The organism is Mesorhizobium sp. AR02 (assembly GCF_024746835.1).
GTDB lineage: Bacteria > Pseudomonadota > Alphaproteobacteria > Rhizobiales > Rhizobiaceae > Mesorhizobium.
This window is the reverse complement of sequence record NZ_CP080531.1, coordinates 662,919-682,052: the sequence shown is the minus strand read 5'-3', so window position 1 is coordinate 682,052 and position 19,134 is coordinate 662,919. Positions and strand designations below refer to the sequence as shown.

The 19,134-nt window shown below is 64.3% G+C and carries 20 protein-coding genes; 7 read left to right on the top strand and 13 right to left on the bottom strand.

The genetic code is table 11. From position 1 onward, the window contains the following. Positions 1-7: 7 nt before the first annotated feature. The 5 genes from DBIPINDM_RS07880 to DBIPINDM_RS07860 are packed head-to-tail and all read right to left on the bottom strand — an operon-like array spanning position 8 to position 4,740. Positions 8-1,312 (bottom strand): NAD(P)/FAD-dependent oxidoreductase, encoded by a 1,305-nt coding sequence (locus tag DBIPINDM_RS07880; RefSeq protein WP_258585207.1) that lies wholly within the window; start codon positions 1,310-1,312, stop codon positions 8-10. Next, on the bottom strand, positions 1,309-2,292 hold the full coding sequence (locus DBIPINDM_RS07875) for a branched-chain amino acid ABC transporter permease (protein ID WP_258589216.1): 984 nt from the start codon (positions 2,290-2,292) through the stop codon (positions 1,309-1,311). The genes DBIPINDM_RS07880 and DBIPINDM_RS07875 overlap by 4 nt, the downstream gene beginning before the upstream one ends. Continuing rightward, positions 2,289-3,197 (bottom strand): branched-chain amino acid ABC transporter permease, encoded by a 909-nt coding sequence (locus DBIPINDM_RS07870; RefSeq protein WP_258585206.1) that lies wholly within the window; start codon positions 3,195-3,197, stop codon positions 2,289-2,291. The genes DBIPINDM_RS07875 and DBIPINDM_RS07870 overlap by 4 nt, the downstream gene beginning before the upstream one ends. Beyond that, complete coding sequence (locus DBIPINDM_RS07865; RefSeq protein WP_258585205.1) at positions 3,194-3,943, bottom strand: ABC transporter ATP-binding protein; 750 nt, start codon at positions 3,941-3,943, stop codon at positions 3,194-3,196. Before DBIPINDM_RS07865 ends, DBIPINDM_RS07870 begins: the two co-directional genes overlap by 4 nt. Continuing rightward, positions 3,940-4,740 carry an ABC transporter ATP-binding protein gene (locus DBIPINDM_RS07860; protein WP_258585204.1) on the bottom strand — a complete coding sequence of 267 codons (801 nt, stop codon included), beginning with the start codon at positions 4,738-4,740 and terminating at the stop codon, positions 3,940-3,942. The genes DBIPINDM_RS07865 and DBIPINDM_RS07860 overlap by 4 nt, the downstream gene beginning before the upstream one ends. Positions 4,741-4,864: 124 nt before the next feature. Between DBIPINDM_RS07860 and DBIPINDM_RS07855 the strand changes: the two genes are divergently transcribed. The 7 genes from DBIPINDM_RS07855 (at position 4,865) to DBIPINDM_RS07825 (ending at position 10,847) form a co-directional block, all read left to right on the top strand. After that, positions 4,865-5,599 carry a GntR family transcriptional regulator gene (locus DBIPINDM_RS07855; RefSeq protein WP_258585203.1) on the top strand — a complete coding sequence of 245 codons (735 nt, stop codon included), beginning with the start codon at positions 4,865-4,867 and terminating at the stop codon, positions 5,597-5,599. Beyond that, entirely contained in the window at positions 5,596-6,084 is a 489-nt protein-coding gene (locus DBIPINDM_RS07850) for a DUF3830 family protein (RefSeq protein ID WP_258585202.1), read from the top strand. Before DBIPINDM_RS07855 ends, DBIPINDM_RS07850 begins: the two co-directional genes overlap by 4 nt. Position 6,085: 1 nt before the next feature. Continuing rightward, positions 6,086-6,439: a TIGR04076 family protein gene (locus DBIPINDM_RS07845; protein ID WP_258585201.1), complete on the top strand. Its 354-nt coding sequence runs from the start codon at positions 6,086-6,088 to the stop codon at positions 6,437-6,439. Then, on the top strand, positions 6,436-7,491 hold the full coding sequence (locus DBIPINDM_RS07840; RefSeq protein ID WP_258585200.1) for an aldo/keto reductase: 1,056 nt from the start codon (positions 6,436-6,438) through the stop codon (positions 7,489-7,491). Before DBIPINDM_RS07845 ends, DBIPINDM_RS07840 begins: the two co-directional genes overlap by 4 nt. Continuing rightward, a complete protein-coding gene (locus DBIPINDM_RS07835; RefSeq protein ID WP_258585199.1) occupies positions 7,488-7,919 on the top strand; it encodes a hypothetical protein in 432 nt (143 codons plus the stop codon). Before DBIPINDM_RS07840 ends, DBIPINDM_RS07835 begins: the two co-directional genes overlap by 4 nt. A gap of 49 nt (positions 7,920-7,968) precedes the next feature. After that, positions 7,969-9,228, top strand: coding sequence for an ABC transporter substrate-binding protein (locus DBIPINDM_RS07830; RefSeq protein ID WP_172232010.1), 1,260 nt, complete (start codon positions 7,969-7,971; stop codon positions 9,226-9,228). 215 nt (positions 9,229-9,443) lie between these two features. After that, positions 9,444-10,847, top strand: a complete 1,404-nt coding sequence (locus DBIPINDM_RS07825) for an FAD-binding oxidoreductase (protein WP_258585198.1) — start codon at positions 9,444-9,446, stop codon at positions 10,845-10,847. Between the two features lie 15 nt (positions 10,848-10,862). On the opposite strand, the gene DBIPINDM_RS07820 is transcribed toward DBIPINDM_RS07825, so the two are convergent. From DBIPINDM_RS07820 to DBIPINDM_RS07785, 8 genes are all read right to left on the bottom strand, one after another. Continuing rightward, positions 10,863-11,663, bottom strand: a complete 801-nt coding sequence (locus DBIPINDM_RS07820) for an ABC transporter permease (protein ID WP_258585197.1) — start codon at positions 11,661-11,663, stop codon at positions 10,863-10,865. After that, entirely contained in the window at positions 11,660-12,532 is an 873-nt protein-coding gene (locus tag DBIPINDM_RS07815; RefSeq protein ID WP_258585196.1) for an ABC transporter permease, read from the bottom strand. The genes DBIPINDM_RS07820 and DBIPINDM_RS07815 overlap by 4 nt, the downstream gene beginning before the upstream one ends. Next, entirely contained in the window at positions 12,529-13,632 is a 1,104-nt protein-coding gene (locus DBIPINDM_RS07810) for an ABC transporter ATP-binding protein (RefSeq protein ID WP_258585195.1), read from the bottom strand. Before DBIPINDM_RS07810 ends, DBIPINDM_RS07815 begins: the two co-directional genes overlap by 4 nt. A 76-nt stretch (positions 13,633-13,708) precedes the next feature. After that, positions 13,709-14,734 carry an ABC transporter substrate-binding protein gene (locus tag DBIPINDM_RS07805; protein WP_258585194.1) on the bottom strand — a complete coding sequence of 342 codons (1,026 nt, stop codon included), beginning with the start codon at positions 14,732-14,734 and terminating at the stop codon, positions 13,709-13,711. Positions 14,735-14,786: 52 nt separating this feature from the next. Beyond that, positions 14,787-15,785, bottom strand: coding sequence for an AraD1 family protein (gene araD1, locus DBIPINDM_RS07800; RefSeq protein WP_258585193.1), 999 nt, complete (start codon positions 15,783-15,785; stop codon positions 14,787-14,789). A gap of 40 nt (positions 15,786-15,825) precedes the next feature. After that, entirely contained in the window at positions 15,826-16,605 is a 780-nt protein-coding gene (locus DBIPINDM_RS07795; RefSeq protein ID WP_258585192.1) for an SDR family NAD(P)-dependent oxidoreductase, read from the bottom strand. An 11-nt stretch (positions 16,606-16,616) separates the two neighbouring features. Beyond that, a complete protein-coding gene (locus DBIPINDM_RS07790) occupies positions 16,617-18,344 on the bottom strand; it encodes an IlvD/Edd family dehydratase (protein ID WP_258585191.1) in 1,728 nt (575 codons plus the stop codon). Continuing rightward, positions 18,341-19,132, bottom strand: coding sequence for a FadR/GntR family transcriptional regulator (locus DBIPINDM_RS07785; RefSeq protein WP_258585190.1), 792 nt, complete (start codon positions 19,130-19,132; stop codon positions 18,341-18,343). The genes DBIPINDM_RS07790 and DBIPINDM_RS07785 overlap by 4 nt, the downstream gene beginning before the upstream one ends. Positions 19,133-19,134: the final 2 nt, after the last annotated feature.

Below are 19,134 nucleotides of genomic sequence, written 5' to 3'. Positions count from 1 at the left end.
GACCGCCTTATCTGGTCTCGTCCAGCCGGTCGCGCAGCATGCTCCAGCCGAGCAGCATGTTGGGCGCGTGCCGCAGGAGCGCGTGGAACGGGATCGGTGCCGGCAGGGCAAACGGCAGCTGCAAATCACGCGCTTCGGTTCCCGCAGCCCAGTCGGCCAGCACCTTGCCCATCGCCGTGGTCATGGCGATGCCGCGGCCGTTGCAGGCGCGGCCGGCGATCAGGCCTGGCCCGAGGTCCAGAAGATGCGGCAGGAAATCCGGTTCGACCGCGGCCATTCCCGACCAGCCATAGGCCAGCGGCGGCAGGTCAGGCAAATCGAGATGTCTGGCGAGCCGTCGCCAGATTGTCTGCGGCACGCGCGTGTCGGCGCCGGCGCTCAGAATATGCATGCCGCCGCTGATCAGCCGGTTGTCGGCATCGAAGCGGAAGGTGAAGAGATTGCGCCTGGTGTCACCGGCGCCTTGCCCGCCGGGAAGCAGCCGCGTCCGCACGTCGCGCGGCAAAGGCTCGGTCGCGATCTGGAAAATCTTCAGCGGAAAATAGGTTCGCTGCAGCAGCGGATTGAGCGACCCGCCATAGGCGTTGGTGGCAATCAGCACCTTGCCGGCACGCACCGAGCCCGACGGTGTTTTCAGCGTCCAGCCATCGGTCGTGCGATCGACCGAGGCGACCGGCGTGCGCTCGAAGATCTTCGAGCCAGCCTTTTCCGCCGCGTCGGCCAGCCCGTTCGCGTAGGCGACGGGATTGAGCACGCCGCCCGAGCGGTCCATCCAGCCGCCGGCATAGCCGCGAACGCCCGTCAGCGCTTCGACGTCCTGCCGATCCAGCGTGACAGCCGGCCGGCCGTGCCGCGCCCATTGTCCGGCCCGCGATTTGACCTTCTCGAAAGCGGCAGCCGAATGCGCCGGCTGGATCCATCCGTTCTGCACGGCGTCGCAGTCGATGCCGTGCCGCCGGATCAGGCCGAAGACGAGGTCGGCGCTGCCGGCGGCAAAATCGATCAGTCTCTCGCCGCGCTCTGGGCCGAGATGCGCAAGGATGCTGTCCGGGTCCATCTTGGCAAAGTTGGGCACGACGAAACCGGCATTCCTGCCGGTCGCGCCCCAGGCGATGACTTTCGCTTCGAGGACGGCAACGGAAAGTCCTTTCTCTGCGGCGTGCAGCGCGGTCGACAGGCCGGAAAAACCGCCGCCGACGATGGCCAAATCGACATCCAGCCCGCCTTGCAGCGCCGGCCGGTCGCGACGATTGCGGCTGACGGCGTGCCAGAGCGAAGCGCCATGCGCGTCTTGTCGGATCGCAGCGGTCATGAGTCGGAACTGCTCTTGGCCGTAGCCACCTTCGCCCGCTTATCCAGGCGTGGGCGACGCGGCCTATCGCCGAACAGCCCGGTCGGCCTGATCAGCAGGATGACACAGAGCATGACGCCGATGGCGACGATCTGCAGCGAGGCCGCGCGGGCCTGCTGCTCCGGTGCAAACAGCACGCTGGTCAGTGTGCCCGATCCGGCCCATATCCCCCAGACCAGGACGCTGCCGATGACGGCACCGAGATTGCTGCCGGAGCCGCCGACGATCAGCATCACCCAGACCTGGAAGGTCAGGATCGGCAGATAATTGTCCGGCGCGATGAAGCCGGTGAAATGCGCCTGCAATGCGCCGGCCAGCGCCATGATGGCGCCACCGACGGCAAAGGCCTGAACGCGGTAGAAACGCGCGCTCTTCCCCAGCGAAATCGCTGCCCGCTCATCCTCCCGCAAGGCCTTCAGCACGCGTCCCCACGGGCTGCGCGACAGGTGTTCCAAAGCTAGATAGGCAATCAAGGTCACCGCCGCGACCACGGCGAGGTTCGACAGGTTGAACAGCAGCGGCGTCTCGGCAAGGCCGCCGAACGGACGCGGGATGAAGCCGATGCCGAACGGGCCGCCGGTCAGTTTCTGCGCGTTGAGCGCGACGAGCTGCACGACCACGGCGACGCCGAAGGTGGTGATCGCCAGATAGTCGGACCTGAGCCGCAGCGTCGCCATGCCGGTCAGCGCCGCGGCAATGCCGCCGACGACCATGGCACCCAGCCAGCCGACAAGGATCGGCAGGCCGAAGCCACCGAGCCGAGCGGCATCATCTGGCGTCGTCAGCAAGGCCGAGGTGTAGGCGCCGATGGCGACGAAGCCGGCGAGACCGACATTGAACAGGCCGGTCAGCCCCCACTGCAAATTGAGCCCCAGCGTGACCAGCGAAAAGATCAGCGCTGTGGTCAGGAAGAAGGCGCCGTAGCCGAGCAGGTCCATCAGCGTTCCCTCACACCAAAAAGGCCGATCGGCCGCACGAACAGAACCGCCATCAGGATGATGAAGGAGACGGCGGCGCGCCATTCGGCACCGATCAGCTGCACCGCGCCGGCTTCGGCGAGCCCGATGATCAGGCCGCCGAGCACAGCGCCCGGAATGCTGCCGATGCCGCCGAGGATGGCGGCGGCAAACATCGGCAGCAGCATGTCGAAGCCCATGAACGGGCGGATCTGCACCAGAATGCCGATCATGACACCGGCGACGCAGGCGAGCGCTCCGCCGATGACCCAGGTGACGCGCACCACGGAGGCGACGTCGATGCCGACGATGCGGGCCAGCGCCGCATTCTGGCTCAGCGCCTGCATGGAGCGGCCGGTCTGCGTGCGCGTCATCAAAAGATGCACACCGAGCACCAGCACGGCGGTCAGCAGCAAAAGCGCGATCTGGTCGGGGGTGATGCGGATGCCGAAGCCGACCGGCATGGCGATCTGGATCGCCCGGCTGAAATAGGTCGGCCGCGAGGTGAAGGTGAATTCCAGCAGGCTCCGCAGCGCCATCGAGGCACCAAAACTCGCCATCACCACGATGATGGCTTGCCCTTGCGAGCGCAGCCGCGAAAACAGCACTCTGTCGAGCAGCAGCGCCAGCAAGGCGGTGAAAGCCATGCCGACGACCAGGGCGACAAGCAGCGGCCAGCCGAAGGACAGCGGCGCGATCGGTGCCACCTTGCCGAAGGTCGCCCCGATGGCACTGACGACAGCCAAAGTCGCATAGGTGCCCCAGGCCATGAAGTCGCCATGGGCAAAATTGGAGAAGCGCAGGATCGAATAGGTGAGCGTCACGCCGATAGCGCCGAGGCCGATCATCGAGCCGGTCAGCAATCCATCGACGACAAATTGCAGGCTCATGCCGCATCCCCCTTGCTGGCGTGAGAAGGGCGTTGGCCGAGATAGAGTTCGGCGACGACAGGATCGTTCCACAATTCGGACGCGACACCCTCGTGCCGGTCCTTGCCCTCGACCAGCACATAGGCGCGGTCGCCGATCGCCAGTGCCGCCTTGGCGTTCTGCTCGACCAGCAGGATGGTGACGCCGGACTTGCGGATGCCGGCCAGCATCTCGAACACCATCGACACGAATTTCGGCGACAGGCCGGCCGACGGTTCGTCGAGCACCAGCACCTTGGGGTGGACGATCAGCGCCCGCGCGACGGCGAGCATCTGCCGCTGTCCGCCCGACAGGTTGCCGGCGGCGGTGCGGCGCTGGCGGACAAGGTCGGGGAAGGCCGCATACATTTCCTCGATGCGGCCAGGGATGTCGCGTCGTTCGAGAATACCGCAGGCAACTCTGAGATTGTCCTCGACCGACATCAGCGGAAAGATGTTTTCGGTCTGCGGCACGAAGGCCAGGCCAAGGCGCACCATGGTGTGGGCCGGGGCGGCGGTGATGTCCTTGCCGTCCAGGAACACCGAACCGCCGGTGATCGGGACGAGGCCAGCGATCGCCTTGATGAAGCTCGACTTGCCAGCGCCGTTGGGGCCGAGCACGACCACGATCTCACCCTTGCTGACGGTGATCGAGGCGCCGCGCACGATCGGTACGCCGGGCTCGTAGCCGGCTTCGAGGTCGCGCACGTCGAGCACGATCTCGCTCATGCAGTGCCCCCGAGATAGGCCTCGATGACGCGCGGGTCGCGGGCGACTTGTTCCGCCGTGCCTTCGCTGAGCAACTGGCCGCTCGCCATGACCAGCACGCGATGGCAGAGCCGCGTCACCATGTCGATGTTGTGCTCGATCAGCAGGAAGGTGATGCCGCGTGCGTTGATGTCGCGGATGCGGTCGATGATGACTTCAAGCAGCGTTGCGTTGACGCCGGCAGCCGGCTCGTCGAGCAGGATGATCGCCGGGTCGGCCATCATCACGCGGGCAAGCTCGAGCAATTTGCGCTGGCCGCCGGACAGCACGCGCGCCGGTTCATGCGCAAGGTGGGTGAGGGTGACGAGTTCCAAAAGGTCGAGCGCCTTCGCCCTGGCCGCTTTTTCCTGTGCCGCCACCCGCCACGGCGTGACGAAATTGGCGAGCAGCTTTTCACCGGCCTGGCCCTGTGCTGCCAGCATGATGTTTTCGATCAGCGTCAGATTGGGCAGCGGGCGCGGGATCTGGAAGGTGCGGCCAAGACCTCGGCCGATGCGCAGATGCGCGGCTTCGCCAGAAACGCGCGTACCGTTGAGCAGGATATTGCCGCTGGTCGGCAATATGCTGCCGGCAAGCAGATCGAACATCGTCGTCTTGCCAGCACCATTCGGTCCGATCAGGCCAAGGATTTCGCCCGCTTTGACGTCAAACGAGACATCGTTGACAGCGACAAGGCCGCCGAACCGCCTGACGACGTTCCTTGCCGTCAGAACCGGCGCTCGGGTCTCCTGCCCTTGGCGCTCCGCTGCCTCGCTCATCACACCCTTTGGCCGAAGACGATCGTTGTCGCCTCCTGATTTTTGATTTGTGATCACACTTGCTTTGATCACGCTATTCGGCTTTAATTTCATCCGCAAGCCGAAAACGGGGCAAAAGCCGGGAATGCAGAAGGCTGCCATCGAAAAGAACAACGAGACGATCGCAGCCCAGCTTACGCCGGTCGGTCGCGAAACCGTACAGGATCGCGTCTATTCCGAGCTGCGCCGGGCCCTGATCGGCGGCCTGTTCGAGCCGAACCAGGTGCTGACCATCCGTGGTCTCGCCGATGCGTTGGTTACCTCGACCATGCCGGTGCGCGAAGCGCTGGGCCGGCTGATCACGGAAAAGGCGCTGGAGGCGCTGCCCAACCGCTCGGTGCGCGTGCCGCCGATCACGCTGGAGCGTATCGACGACCTTCTGCGTGCCCGCTCACTTATCGAAGGCGAGGCGATAGCACTCGCCGCCACGCGCATGAGCCCGCGCCAGATCGCTTCGATCGAAGCTATGCTCGGCGAATGGGACGAGATGCGGGCACTGAAGCACAAGAAGGATATCGACCGCGAAGCGACGCTCAACCAGAGCTTCCATTTCGAGATCTACCGCTGCTGCGGCTCGGCCGTGCTGATCCCGATGATCGAAAGCCTGTGGCTGCAATCGGGGCCCTGCATACGTGTCGCCATCTACGCCTTTTCCGACGCCGGCGAGGTCGACACCGCGCATTACCACCGCAGCATCGTCGCGGCTCTTGCCAAACAGGATGCGCAGGCGGCGCGCGAGGCGCTGGTGGCCGATATCAGCCGGCCCTTTGCTTTCCTGCGCGACAAGCTTCAATCCGCCGCCACGAAAGACCCGACATGACGAAGCCAGCCATCAGCATCACCGAGCCGCGCTCGAAGCTTTCCGTGACGGCGTTGCTGCTGCCCGAAAAGGCACCGGAAAACGCCGCCTTTCTCCAGGCGTATCTCACAACGCCACGTGTCGTTCCCGGCATCCATGCCATGTGGACGGGACCTGAGATTTCCTGCCCGGTTCCGTCTGCCGATCTCGATGGCCAGTCCTATGCCCGGCCTCTACCGGCGGAGAACGCGACGCTGACGCCGCAGCCGGGAGATATCGTGCTGTCCTACGTGCCGCCGCGCATGTGGGGCGGCAATCCCAATGCCATCTTCGACATAGGCTTGTACTACGGGCAAGGGGCGCGGCTTTTGTTCCCGATCGGCTGGCTGGCCGGCAGTGTGGTGGCGCAGGTGCGCGCCGATCAGCGCGACCAGTTCGCCGCTGCCTGCGGCATCATCCGCCGCAACGGCGCCTGCGACATCACCTTCAGCCTGGTGGAGGCCTGACATGGCTGACGACAGTTTCGAACTCTTCGATCTTCGCGTCGAGGCGGTCGTTCCCGAAGGCAAGCCGATCTATTGCGGCGCCAAACCCGGTGACTATTTCGAGCTCAAGGGCGAGATGTTGTCGATGCCGGCAGGGCAGAGTTTTTCGATCTATTCGCTTGCCTCCGTATTGCCGTTTCTCGCGGCAAAGCAGCGCCCGACCGACCGCAATGACTGGATGACCTCGGACGCCGAGATCGCCTGTCCCGATCCCAACTGCGCCAGCCGGCTGCGGATCGTCAGGCTGGCCAAGCGGCGGTTCAGCCACGCCGAAACCACTGCCGTGCCGCTGCCGAAGGAGAACGACCAGACATGACCGCCAAGACCTTCGAACTCGGGCCTGGCTATACGATCTCGCGCATCATCCGCGGCGGCTGGCAGCTGGCCGGCGGGCATGGCGCCATCGACCGCAGCCAAGCGGTGAGCGATCTGATCGCCACCTTCGATGCCGGCATCTGGACCTATGATTGCGCCGACATCTACACCGGTGTCGAGGAGTTGATCGGCGCCGCGCGCCTGCGGCTGGCCAGCGAGCGAGGCCTCGATGTCGCCGCCAGGATGAAGGTGCACACCAAGCTGGTGCCCGACCTCGAACGGCTCGCCGGCATCAGCCGCGATTACATCAGGGGCATCGTCGACCAGTCGCTGCGGCGGCTGAAGACCGAACGGCTCGATCTCGTGCAGTTCCATTGGTGGGACTATGATCAGCCTCGCTATGTCGAGGCGATGGGTTGGCTCAACGAACTTCGGTTGGAAGGCAAGGTGCGCAATCTCGGTACCACCAATTTCGACACGCCGCGGCTCGCCGAAATCCTCGCCGCCGGCATCCCACTGGTCAGCCAACAGCTGCAATACTCCGTGCTCGATCAGCGGCCGGGCAACAGCCTCGCCGCGCTCGCCGCGAATAACGGCGTCAGCTTCCTCTGCTATGGTTCCGTCGCCGGCGGCTTCCTCAGCGACAAATGGCTCGGTGTGGCCGAGCCCGTCACGCCGCTCGAAAACCGCTCGCTGGTCAAATACAAGCTGATCATCGACGATTTTGGCGGTTGGGATCTGTTCCAGCAGCTGCTCGGGGCATTGAAGGCGGTCGGCGACCGCCACGGTGTCGACATCGCCACCATCGCCAGTGCCTGGGTTCTGGAACAGCCGCGAGTGGCAGCCGTCATCGTCGGTGCCCGCAACCAGGCTCATGCGCTGGCCAATGCGAAGATCATGGACGTTGCGCTCGACGCCGACGACCGGGCGAAGATCGCCGCCGTGATTTCGCAAAGCCAAGGTCCCCTCGGTGATGTCTACACGCTGGAGCGAGACCGCCATGGCCGCCACGGTTCGATTATGCATTACAATCTGAATGCAGGCCGCACATGAGCGCTACAAACGCGACGCTGTTTTCAAAGGCCAGCGCCGAGGTCATCGGCCTGCATCGCTTCTTCGTCGACTGGTTCGTCGCCGCGCGCGCCGACACGGTGGATTTCAGCCGCTTCGAGCGCGCCATGGGTGATGGCCTCAGCATGGTCGCGCCGGACGGCCAGGTGCTCGATCGTACTGCTGTCGTCGACCATGTCCGCTCCAGCCGCGCCACATGCGACGACGGCTTTGCTATCTCGATCGAGGACATCCGACCCGGCTGGCAAAGCGCCGATACGATCGTTGTCTTCTACGTCGAGGCGCAGTTGCGCGCGGGCAAGCACAGCCGCCGCCAGTCGAGCGCTGTCTTCACCACCAGTTCATCGGCGCCCAACGGCGTCGAATGGCGACATCTGCATGAAACCTGGCTGCAGGTGCCGGAACGTTGAACAGGCTCCAGAGATTGAATTAGAGTCGAGTAACGAAAGGGGAACAACAATGACAAAGACGATACTCCAACTCACCACGGCACTTGCCCTCGTGACGATGGCCGGTGCGGCGCAGGCCGCCGATTGCAAGATCACCGTCGGCCTCGTCATGGAACTGACCGGCCCGGCCGGCGAATACGGCCAGGCCGGCGCCAAGTCGGTCGAGATGGCCTTCCGCGACATCAACGCCGCCGGCGGCGTGCGCGGCTGTGATCTCGCCACCGACACGCGCGACAGCCAGAGCCAGGGCAACATTGCGGTCGATGCCGCGACCCAGCTGGTTCAGGTCAAGAAAGTGCCGGTCATCATCGGCGGCATCATCTCCTCGGTGTCGATCCCGATCCTGACCTCGGTCACCGCCCCGGCCAAGATCGTCCAGGTCTCGCCGGCGTCGTCGTCGCCGACGCTGACCGCGCTTGGCCGCGACGGCAAGACCAACGGCATCTTCTTCCGCACCATCACCTCCGATGCACTGCAGGGCGTCGCCGCCGCCAAATACGCCATCGACAAGGGCTTCAAGAAGCTGTCGATCATTCACGTCAACAACGACTTCGGCGTCAACATGGTGGCCGAATTCTCGCGCGCCTACAAAGCGCTTGGCGGCACCATCGTCTCCGACACCCCCTACAACGAGAAGCAGTCGAGCTATGCCTCCGAAGTGACGGCGGCGATGGCCGGCGAGCCGGACGGGCTCTATCTGGTCAGCACGCCGGTCGACGGCGCAACCGTTGCCCGCACCTGGATTTCGCAAGGCGGCGTGCAGAAATTCCTGCTCAATGACGGTATGAACAGCCCGGACTTCATCGAATCCGTCGGCGCCGACTATCTGAAGGAAGCCTATGGCACCTCGTCCGGTACCAGCCCGACGGCTTCCACCGACTACTTCATGAAGAACTACAAGGAGTTCTCCGGCATCGAGCCATCGAACCCGGCAGCCGACCGTTCCTACGACGCCGGCGCCATCGTTGGGCTGGCCATCGCTATTGCCGGCTCCGAGGATCCGGCCAAGATCAAGGATGCTATGTACAAGGCCGTCGATCCGGCCGGCACGCCGATCTTCGCCGGCAAGGATGAATTCGCCAAGGCGCTCGGCCTGATCAAGGACGGCAAGCCGATCCGCTACGAAGGCGTCATCGGCCCGGTCGCTTTCGACAAATATGGCGACATCACCGGCCCGTTCCGGCTGTGGAAGATCGTCGACGGCAAGGTGACCACCGACGGTGAAATGACCACCGACGACGTCAACGCGCTGCAAGCCAAGCTTCAGTAAGGCCGCGCAATTCTGCCGGCATCAATCGCGTCGCATCGCAATTGATGCCGGCATCGTTCAAGGCAGACCGATATCGCTTGCACGGCAGGCGATCCCGAATAGGATCGGCCGGCTGCAATTGAAGGATGGCGAGCGTGTCGGACAGGAATACTCATCGGGCCATCCGGTCGCTGGACGCAGACGACGCGCTTCGCCACGCAGGCGTGTGAGCTCCGATGTCGCCTGAAACGCAACGACTTCTGTCCGCTCTTGGCGATCGGCTGGGCGCGGGCGGCGTGCTTGCCGGCTCCGATGTCGACCAGCGCTATCGCGACGATCCCGACGGCAAGCTTGGCGCGCTCCCCGAAGTGGTGCTGCGTCCGCGCGATACCGTCGGTGTCGCGGCAGCCCTCGCCGGGTGCAACGCTCTCGGCCAGCCGGTCGTCGTCCAGGGCGGGCGCACCGGACTGGCCGGCGGCACACGCGTCCAGCCGGGCGAGATCGTGCTGTCGCTGGAGCGCATGACCGGCCTTGCCGCGCCGGATAGTCAAGCTGCCAGCATCGTCGCCGAAGCCGGCGCAACGCTGCAGGCGGTGCAGGAGGCAGCCGATGGCGCCGGACTGATGTTCGGCGTCGATATCGGCGCGCGCGGTTCGGCCACGGTCGGCGGCAACATCGCCACCAATGCCGGCGGCATCCGCGTGCTGCGCTACGGCATGTACCGGGCGCAGGTGCTGGGGCTGGAGGCGGTGCTTGCCGACGGCAGCGTGCTGACCTCGCTGAAAGGCCTGCCCAAGGACAATTCCGGCTACGACCTCGGCCAGCTCTTCATCGGTGCGGAAGGGACGCTCGGCGTCGTCACCCGCGCCGCGCTCAGGCTGCATCCAAAGCCGGCATCCGAGGTGAATGCTTTCTGCGCGCTCGCTTCGCTCGACGCGGCGATCGCCTTGCTCGGGCTGTTACGGCAAAAGCTCGGCCCGCTATTGTCCGCCTACGAGGTCAACTTCGCGCCGCTCTATGACGTCATGGCTGCCAGTATGGCCATGCCATCGCCGTTGCCGGCTGGCTCGCCCGTCTATGTGCTGGCCGAAATCCAGGGCAGCGAGCCTGAGCGCGACAGCGAGCGCTTCGCCGAAGTTCTGATGCAGGCGGTCGAGGACGGCGTGGTCGACGATGTCGTCGTCTCGCAATCGCCGCGTGAATTCCGGGCGCTCTGGGATGTGCGGGAAGACGCCAATCGCGTCCTGTTTTCGATGAAAGGCCTGATCGGCGTCGACATCAGCATCCCGCTGGCACGGATGGGGGCGTTCCTGCAAGAAGCGGAGACCGCGATCCGCGCCTTTGACCCCGACGCCGACATCTATGTCTTCGGCCATCTCGGCGATGGCAATCTGCACTACCAGGTGCGCACTGTCGATCCGGCGGCGGCTTACGGCATCGTCTATAGCGGCGTGGCGGTGGCGGGCGGCGGCGTTTCGGCCGAGCATGGCATCGGTCTCGACAAGAAGCAGTGGTTGCATCTGGTTCGCAGCGACGCCGAGATCGCCGCGATGCGGCGGCTGAAGACGGCGCTCGATCCGAAAAATATCCTCAATCCGGGGCGTGTCTTCGATCTCGATCCAAGGGCCTTCGCACGATGACGGGTGTTCGATAATTCAGGTCTGTTCCGTCGCCATTTGCCTCGGGATCAGGAAACGGGCCGCGAGCACGCAGAGCAGCACGGTGAACATCAGGATCAGTGCCACCAGCGCATTGATGTCGGGCGAGAAGCCAAGCCGCATCATTGCCCACAAGCGGACCGGCAGCGTGCTCTGCGTGCCGGTGACCAGGATGGTAATCATCGTTTCGTCGAACGACAGCGCGAAGGCCAGGATGGCGCCGCCGACCATGGCGCTCGACAGGTTCGGCAGGATGATGCGCCAGAAGGTCTGCCAGCCCGTCGCGCCGAGATCGTAGGAGGCTTCGACCAGCATGCGGCTCATCGACTGCAACCGCATCAGCACCGTGCGGTAGACGATCGCCAGCACGAAAACGGTATGGCCGATGACGACCGTCAGCAGCGAGCGCTCGAGACCGATCTCGCGGAAGAAGATCAGCAGCGCCAGGCCGCTGATGATCGGCGGCATCAGGAACGGCAGGAAGATGATGAACTGCAACACTGAGCGTCCGGAGCGGCGGCCGTGATAGTAGAGCGCCAGCAGCGTTCCGCTGACCACCGACAGGATGACGGTGCAGACGCCGACGATCAGCGTCGTGCGCAAGGCGGCCAGGATATCGTGGTTTTCGGCCAGCGCGACATAGGTCGAAAGGGTGGGTGACGACCAGTCGACATTGCCATGCGAAATGGTGAAGAACGACGACACGATCGGCACGAACAGCGGGCTGTAGAGCAGCACCGCGACCAGCGTGGTGATCGCTGCCAGGAAGATGGTGGAGGGCCGGGGCAGGGCGTTCATATCGACGTCCCCCGGCTGCGCCCGAACCGTTCACCGATGAGGATGGCGCAGATCACCACGATCGCCAGCGCCACCGACAGTGCTGCGCCGAACGGCCAGTTGTAGGCCGTGCCGAACTGGCTGTAGAGGATGCGGCCGAAGGTGAAGCCGCTGATGCCGCCGACCATCTGCGGCGTCAGGAAGTCGCCGATCGCCAGCACGAAGACGAAGCTCGCCGCCGAGGCGACGCCGGGCAGGCTGAGCGGCAAGGTGATGCGCAGGAAGGTCTGCAAGCCGCTGGCGCCAAGGTCATCCGAAGCGCGCAGCAAGGTCTGGGGGATGCGCTCCAGCGACAGGAAGATCGGCAGGATGGCGAAGGGGATCAAAAGCAGGCTCAACGTCAACAGGATGGCGTTCATGTTGAACACGAAAAGCGTCGACGGCTGATCCAGGATGCCGAGCGCTACCAGCGCCTTGTTGAGGAAGCCGTTGAGGCCGAGGATGCTGCGGATTGCATAGATCTTGATGACGTAGCTCATCAGCAGCGGCACCAGGAGCAGCATCAGCAAGGCATAGCGCCACCGCCCTTTCAGCGTCGTCAGGAAATAGGCGGCGGGATAGGCGAGCAGGATGCAGATGATGGCGACCGACACACACAGCACGATGGTGTTCCAGAACACCGGCAGGAAGATCGGGTCGGTGAAGAACCTGACATAGTTGCCGAGCGTCGGCGCGTAGACGATCGTGCCCTGGTCGACGCTGAAGAAACTGTAGACCAGGAAGATCGCCAGCGGCACCAGGACGAAGATCACCGGCAGCGCGAAAGCCAGCACCGTCACCAGCCGCGACAATCGCCGTTCCGCTGAAAATGTCGAGCCGGTCTTGCTCATACCAACACCAGATGGCCTTCATGCGGCGCAAAGGAGAGCGCGACCGTCTCGCCTGATTTGAGCGCGCTGCCGTCGATCCGGCTCGGCATGCGCAGCCGCAGGCGTTGCGCGGCAGTGTCCGTACCGGCCGAAATGGTGGCAACGGTGGACGAGCCGGCAAAGGCAAGATCCGCGATGGTGCCGGAAAAGCGGTTGCCGCTGTCGGCTGCATCCGCAAGACGCAAGGCCTCTGGACGGAACGCCGCGAAGGCGCTGGCGCCATCGACCGCAGCCTTCAGATGCGGCTGGTCGCTGATCGAACAGACGAGGCGCCCAAGTGCGGTCTCAATCGGCCGCTGGTCGCCCTGAACGGGGCCGAGCTTTCCGGCCACCAGATTGTTCTCGCCGAAGAAACGCGCTACGAACTCGCAATTCGGCTTGTAATAGAGGTCGTGCGGCGTGCCGAGCTGACGGATATGGCCGGCCTGCATGACGCAGATCCGGTCGGCCATGCCGATGGCTTCTTCCTGGTCATGGGTGACGAACAGGAAGGTGGTCTTGATCTCGCGCTGGATGGATTTCAGGAACTCCTGCATCTGCCGGCGCAGTTCGAGATCGAGCGCGGCGAGCGGCTCGTCGAGCAGGATCAGGCGCGGCTGGCAGATCAGCGCCCGGGCGAGCGCGACGCGCTGGCGCTGGCCGCCGGAAAGCTGCGCCGGAAAACGGTCGGCGAAACGCCCGAGCTGCACCAGCTCCAGCGCCTCCGCGACACGGCGTGCGATCTCCTTGCGCTTGACATGGCGCACCGAAAGCCCATAGCCGACATTGCCGGAAACGGTCATATGCGGGAACAGCGCATAGTCCTGGAACACGGTGTTGAACGGCCGCTTGTTGATCGGCATGCGGCTGATGTCCTGGCCGTCTAGGCGGATCTCGCCTGCAGTCAATGGCTCGAGCCCGCCGATCAGCCGCAGCACCGTGGTCTTGCCCGAGCCCGACGGTCCAAGCACGGTCAGGAACTCGCCGTCCTTGATCGACAGGTCGATGTCGTGCAGCACGGGAACCGTGCCGTAGGATTTCGAGACGGACCGCAGCGTCAGCAGGTCGGCGTTCTGGTTCATAGACTATTCTCGCATACGCTGCGGCGGTCCGGAATGTCCGGACCGCCGGGTCCTTCGAAGTCAGGTTCGGAAAGGATCAGGGTGTCGCCTTGATCTCGTTCCACAGATCCGAGCGCTTGAGCGGATCCTCGACATTGTTGAGCCAGACCAGCTTGTCGTTGCCGCCGGCGCTGCTGGATTCGACCACGGTGTTGCCGAAGCCGGTGCGCTCGGAAAGCGCGCCGCTGACCTTCTTGGTCAGCATGAAGTCGATCCATTTCTCGGCCGCTGCATTGTCGCGGACGCCCTTGGAGATCACCCAATTGTCGAGCCAGGCCAGCGCACCTTCGCTCGGATTGACGTAGGCGACATGGGCACCGATCTTCTGCAGCGCCTTGACTTGCTGCTGGCCGTAATTGGCCCAGATCAAGGCAACGTCATTGTTCTGGTAGATCTGCTGCGCCTCGTCGGCGGTGGTGTAGAAGCTCAGCACATTGCGCTTGAGTTCGACCAGCTTGGCCTTGACCGCCGCCATCTGCTCTGCGTCGAGGTTGAACGGATCCTTGTAGCCGAGCGTCAGCGCGGTGAACGAGAAATTGTGCTCGCCATTGTCGTAGGCCAGGATCTTGCCCTTGTACGCCGGGTCCCACAGCACCGACATCGATGTCGGCGCCGGCTTGACCTTGTCGGTGTCGTAGATCAGCCCGATGGAATCGAAGCAGAACGGAATGCCGTAGACCTTGCCGTCCTTGGTGTCGCCGCTGACCTGGGACAGATCGCGGAAGCGCGGCAGCACGTCCTTCTGGTTGGGCAGTTTCGTGATGTCGATCGGCGACACCAGATCGGCCTTGATGTAGCGCTGCAATTGAGCGGTGTTGACGGCGAAGACGTCGAAATCCTGGCCTTCGCTGCCCTTGATCTTGGCCCAGATCTCGTCATCGCTGCCGATGAAGACGACATCGACGCCGATGCCGGTGGCGGCGGTGAAGTCCTTCACCCAGTCCGGGTCGGCATAGCCGTCCCAGGCCAGCACGCGCAGGTTCGCGGCCAACGCCGCCGAGGTCATCAGGCCGATGCCGAGGCCGATTGTCGCTAGTCTTAGAAACGCTTTCTTCAGTCCCATTTTTAATCTCCCATTGTCGTTCTGGTGGACCGTAATTTCCGGACCTTTGCCGTCACAGCGGGGTGACGGTGACCAGTCCCTCGTCCGGCACCGACACCATCCGGTTGCGCAGCGGCTTGCCGAATGTCTGTGCCTGGATTTCATACTCGTCGCCGGAAGCCGTCTTGATGCCGGAGGCGTAGCTCATCACCGCCGCGCCGAAGAAATAGGCGTGCAGGTCGCCCGCCCGGCGGTGCATCGGGTAGCGGAAATGGAAATGTTCGAGATTGGCGATCGAGTGCGACATGTGCGCTTCGCCCGACAGGAATTCCTGCTCCCAGATAACAGCGCCGTCGCGCAGGATGCGGGAATGGCCGCGCACTTCTTCGGGCAAATCGCCGATCAGCAGTTCGGGGCCGATCGAGCAGGAGCGAAGCTTGGAATGGGCGAGGTAGAGGTAGTTCTCGCCCTCCGTCACGTGGTCGGAATATTCGTTTCCGAGCGCATAGCCGATGCGATAGGGATGGCCGTCCGGCCCATTGAGATAAAGTCCGACGATTTCGGCTTCCTCTGCCCCGGCCTTCGCGAATGCCGGCATCGGCAGGTCGGCACCGGGAGGCACGACACAAGTGCCGACGCCCTTGAAGAACCATTCAGGCTGCATCCCGATCTTGCCAGCGCCAGGCTTGCCGCCCTCCAGGCCCATGCGGAAGATTTTCAGGGAATCGGATTCGTTGGCACCTTCGCCATGGGTCAGAACATGCATCTGGTTGCGCGCGGCGGCACTTCCGGTGTGGGTCAGGCCGGTACCGGTGACCAGGAAGCGCGACGGTTCCGGGTGGTCGACGGGGGCCAGAACGCGGCCATCGCGCAGCAGCTCGTCATAGTCGACCGTAGTCGTGCCGGTCCGCTTCTCGACCAGCGCTGCGATGGATGTGCCCTCAGCGATCGCTGCTTCGGCGAGTTCCAGCATGGAGCTGGTCTTATCGAGTGGGTGCAAGTGATTGCCGTCATCGGAGACGCGGCCGACCCGCCTGCTGCCATCCGGCATTCTGAACTGAACAAGACGCATGAAATACCCTTCTTCCCTTGGGGGGCCGTGTCCGTATGGGTCACACCCAGCCCGCATCGACGATGAACTGTTGGCTCGTGCACATCAGGCTGTCGTCGGCGGCGAGGAACAGCGCCATGCGTGCGATATCGGAGGGCTGCAGCCGGTCGGGCAGGCACTGCCTTTCCGCGATCTGGCGCTCCCCAGCCGGGTTCAGCCACAGCCGCATCTGGCGCTCGGTCATCACCCAGCCAGGCACCATGCAGTTGACGCGGATGCGCTCGGGGCCGAGTTCGCGGGCCAGCGCCCGCGTCATGCCGTAGACCGCGGCTTTCGCGGTGACGTAGGCCGGGCAATCGGGATCGCCGACCATCCAGGTGATGGAGCCGAAATTGATGATCGAGCCGCCGCCCAGCGTGCTCATCTGCGGACGCACCGCCTGTGCGGCGAAGAACTGGTGGCGCAAATTGACCGCCATGCGGTCATCCCAGTAGGCTGGTGTCACGTCCTTGGTCTGATGGCGGTCGTCATTGCCGGCATTGTTGCACAGAACCTGGATCGGCCCGTTGTGCAGCATGGCCTGGACAGTTGCTGCCTGCAGCGCCTCGACATCGCGCAGGTCGCAGGGAATGAACAGCGGCGCGTTATGCCCTTCGGCCGTGATCGCATCGACCAGGCGCCGTGAAGGCTCCTCGGCCACATCGACAAAGGCGACGCGGCTGCCCTGCGCGCAGAAATGGCGCACCAGGCTTTCGCCGATGCCGCTGCCGCCACCGGTGATGAAGACGCTGCGGCCCTTGAGGCTCGGGTAGGTCGCGTAGCTGCCGATCTGATCCGTCATTGCGCGCCTCTCTAATGGGAATGCCGGGGAATGCCGGCATCGCGCCGGCCGACGAGAAAGTCGAAATCGCAGCCTTGGTCCGCCTGCAGCACGCGCTCGACATAGAGGCTCTGATAGCCGCCTTCGGGCGGCGCCGGCGGCTTCCAGTCGCGGCGGCGGATCGCCAGTTCCTCGTCCGACACCAGCAACTCCAGTCGCCTGCCGGCGACATCGAGCTCGATGAGATCGCCGTCGCGCACCAGCGCCAGTGCGCCCCCTGCCGCGGCCTCAGGTGCCACATGCAGCACCACGGTGCCGTAGGCGGTGCCGCTCATGCGCGCGTCCGAGATGCGCACCATGTCGGAGACGCCTTGCTTGAGCAGCTTCGCCGGCAGCGGCATGTTGCCGACCTCGGCCATGCCGGGATAGCCGCGCGGCCCGCAGTTCTTCAGCACCATCACCGAGGAGGCGTCGATGTTTAGTTCCGGATCGTCGATGCGGGCATAGTAGTGCTCGATGTTCTCGAAGACGACGGCCTTGCCACGATGCTGCATCAGCTCGGGCGTTGCCGCCGACGGCTTGATGACCGCCCCATTGGGCGCCAGGTTGCCGCGCAAGATCGAGATGCCGCCTTGCTCGGTCAGCGGCTCGCTCAGCGGCCGGATGACTTCGCGGTTGTAGTTGGGCGCCCCATCGATCAGTTCCCCGATGGTCTTGTCGCTGACGGTCATGACGTCGCGATGAAGAAGCCCCACTTCATCAAGCGACGCCATGACCGCAGCTAGCCCCCCGGCATAGTAGAAATCTTCCATCAGGAACCGGCCCGATGGCATCAGGTCGACAATGGTCGGCACGTCGCGGCCAAGGCGGTCCCAGTCCTCGAGGCTGAGGTCGACGCCGATCCGATTGGCGATGGCGATCAGATGCAGCACCGCATTGGTCGAGCCGCCGATCGCGCCATTGACGCGAATGGCATTCTCGAACGCCTCCCTGGTGAGGATTTGCGCGATCGTCACGTCGCGGCGGACGAGCTCGACGATCTGGCGTCCGGCCATCTGGGCAAGCACGCCACGGCGCGAATCCACCGCCGGGATCGCGGCATTGTCGGGCATGCCGATGCCGAGCGCTTCCACCATGCTGGCCATGGTCGAAGCCGTCCCCATCGTCATGCAGCTGCCGGCCGAGCGGCTCTGGCCCTGCTCGGCGGCGAGGAAGTCGGCGACCGGCATGCGGCCGGCCTTCACCTCTTCGGCGAATTTCCAGACGTGCGTGCCCGAGCCGATATCCTGCCCGCGGAACTTGCCGTTCAGCATCGGCCCGCCGGAGACGGTGATGGTCGGCAGGTTGCAAGACGCTGCCCCCATCAGCAGCGCCGGCGTGGTCTTGTCGCAGCCGACCAGCAGGATGACGCCGTCGATCGGATTGCCGCGGATGGATTCCTCGACATCCATACTGACCAAATTGCGAAACAGCATGGCGGTCGGGCGCATATTGCTTTCGCCCAGCGACATCACCGGAAATTCCAGCGGCAGGCCGCCGGCCTCGTAGACGCCGCGCTTGACGTGATCGGCGAGCGCCCGCAGATGGGCATTGCATGGCGTCAGTTCCGACCAGGTGTTGCAGATGCCGATCACCGGGCGGCCGTCGAAAGCATCGGCCGGGATGCCCTGGTTCTTCATCCAGCTGCGGTGCATGAAGGCGTTCTTGCCTTCACCGCCGAACCAGGCTTCGGACCGCAGTTTGCGTCTGGTCTCGGTCACGATGTCTGTTCCCGATCCTGGCGGCGTTTGTTGCGGTTCTCGACGCTGCGGCGCACGTCATCCTCGGCATTGTCGATGAGCACCAGCAGCGCCTTTTGCGCACCGAGTGCGTCGCCGGCGGCAATCTTCTCGGCCACCTCGCGATGCAGCGGCAAGGAATGGCGCTGCCCCTCCGGATTGTCGTTGGAGAGGCGAAAACTCATCACCAACGCAGTTTCGACCAGTGCCGCCAGCGAGCCGATCAACTCATTGCCGGTCATGCGCAGGATCGTCTGGTGGAACAAAAGATCGGGCTTGGCGAAGCGGTCGCCATCATCGACCACCGCTTCCATCTCGGCCAGTGCAGTGTTGATCTCCGCGATCTGCGTTGGCGTAGCGCGCTGAGCGGCAAGTGCTGCCGACATCGGCTCGATGGCGCGCCGCAATTCGAACAGCGCCCGGACATCGTCGGTACTGACACCGCTGGCGTAACGCCACGACAGCACGTCCGGATCGAGGAAATTCCAGTCCGAGCGCGGACGCACGCGTGTGCCGGTCTTCGGCCGCGATTCGACCAGCCCCTTGCCGGCCAGCACCTTGATCGCCTCGCGCAGCACCGTCCGGCTGACCCCCAGCATCTCGCTGGAATCGTCGGCATTGGGCAGGGCCTCGCCGGGCAGGAAGTCGCCTTGCACGATGCGCAGGCCGATCTGCTCGACAACAGTCGCGTGCAGCGCGGTGGAGCCACTGGAAACCGCCACGGCAACCCTTGACGTGCGCGCCGTGCTGAAAGATTTCTTATTCTTCATAC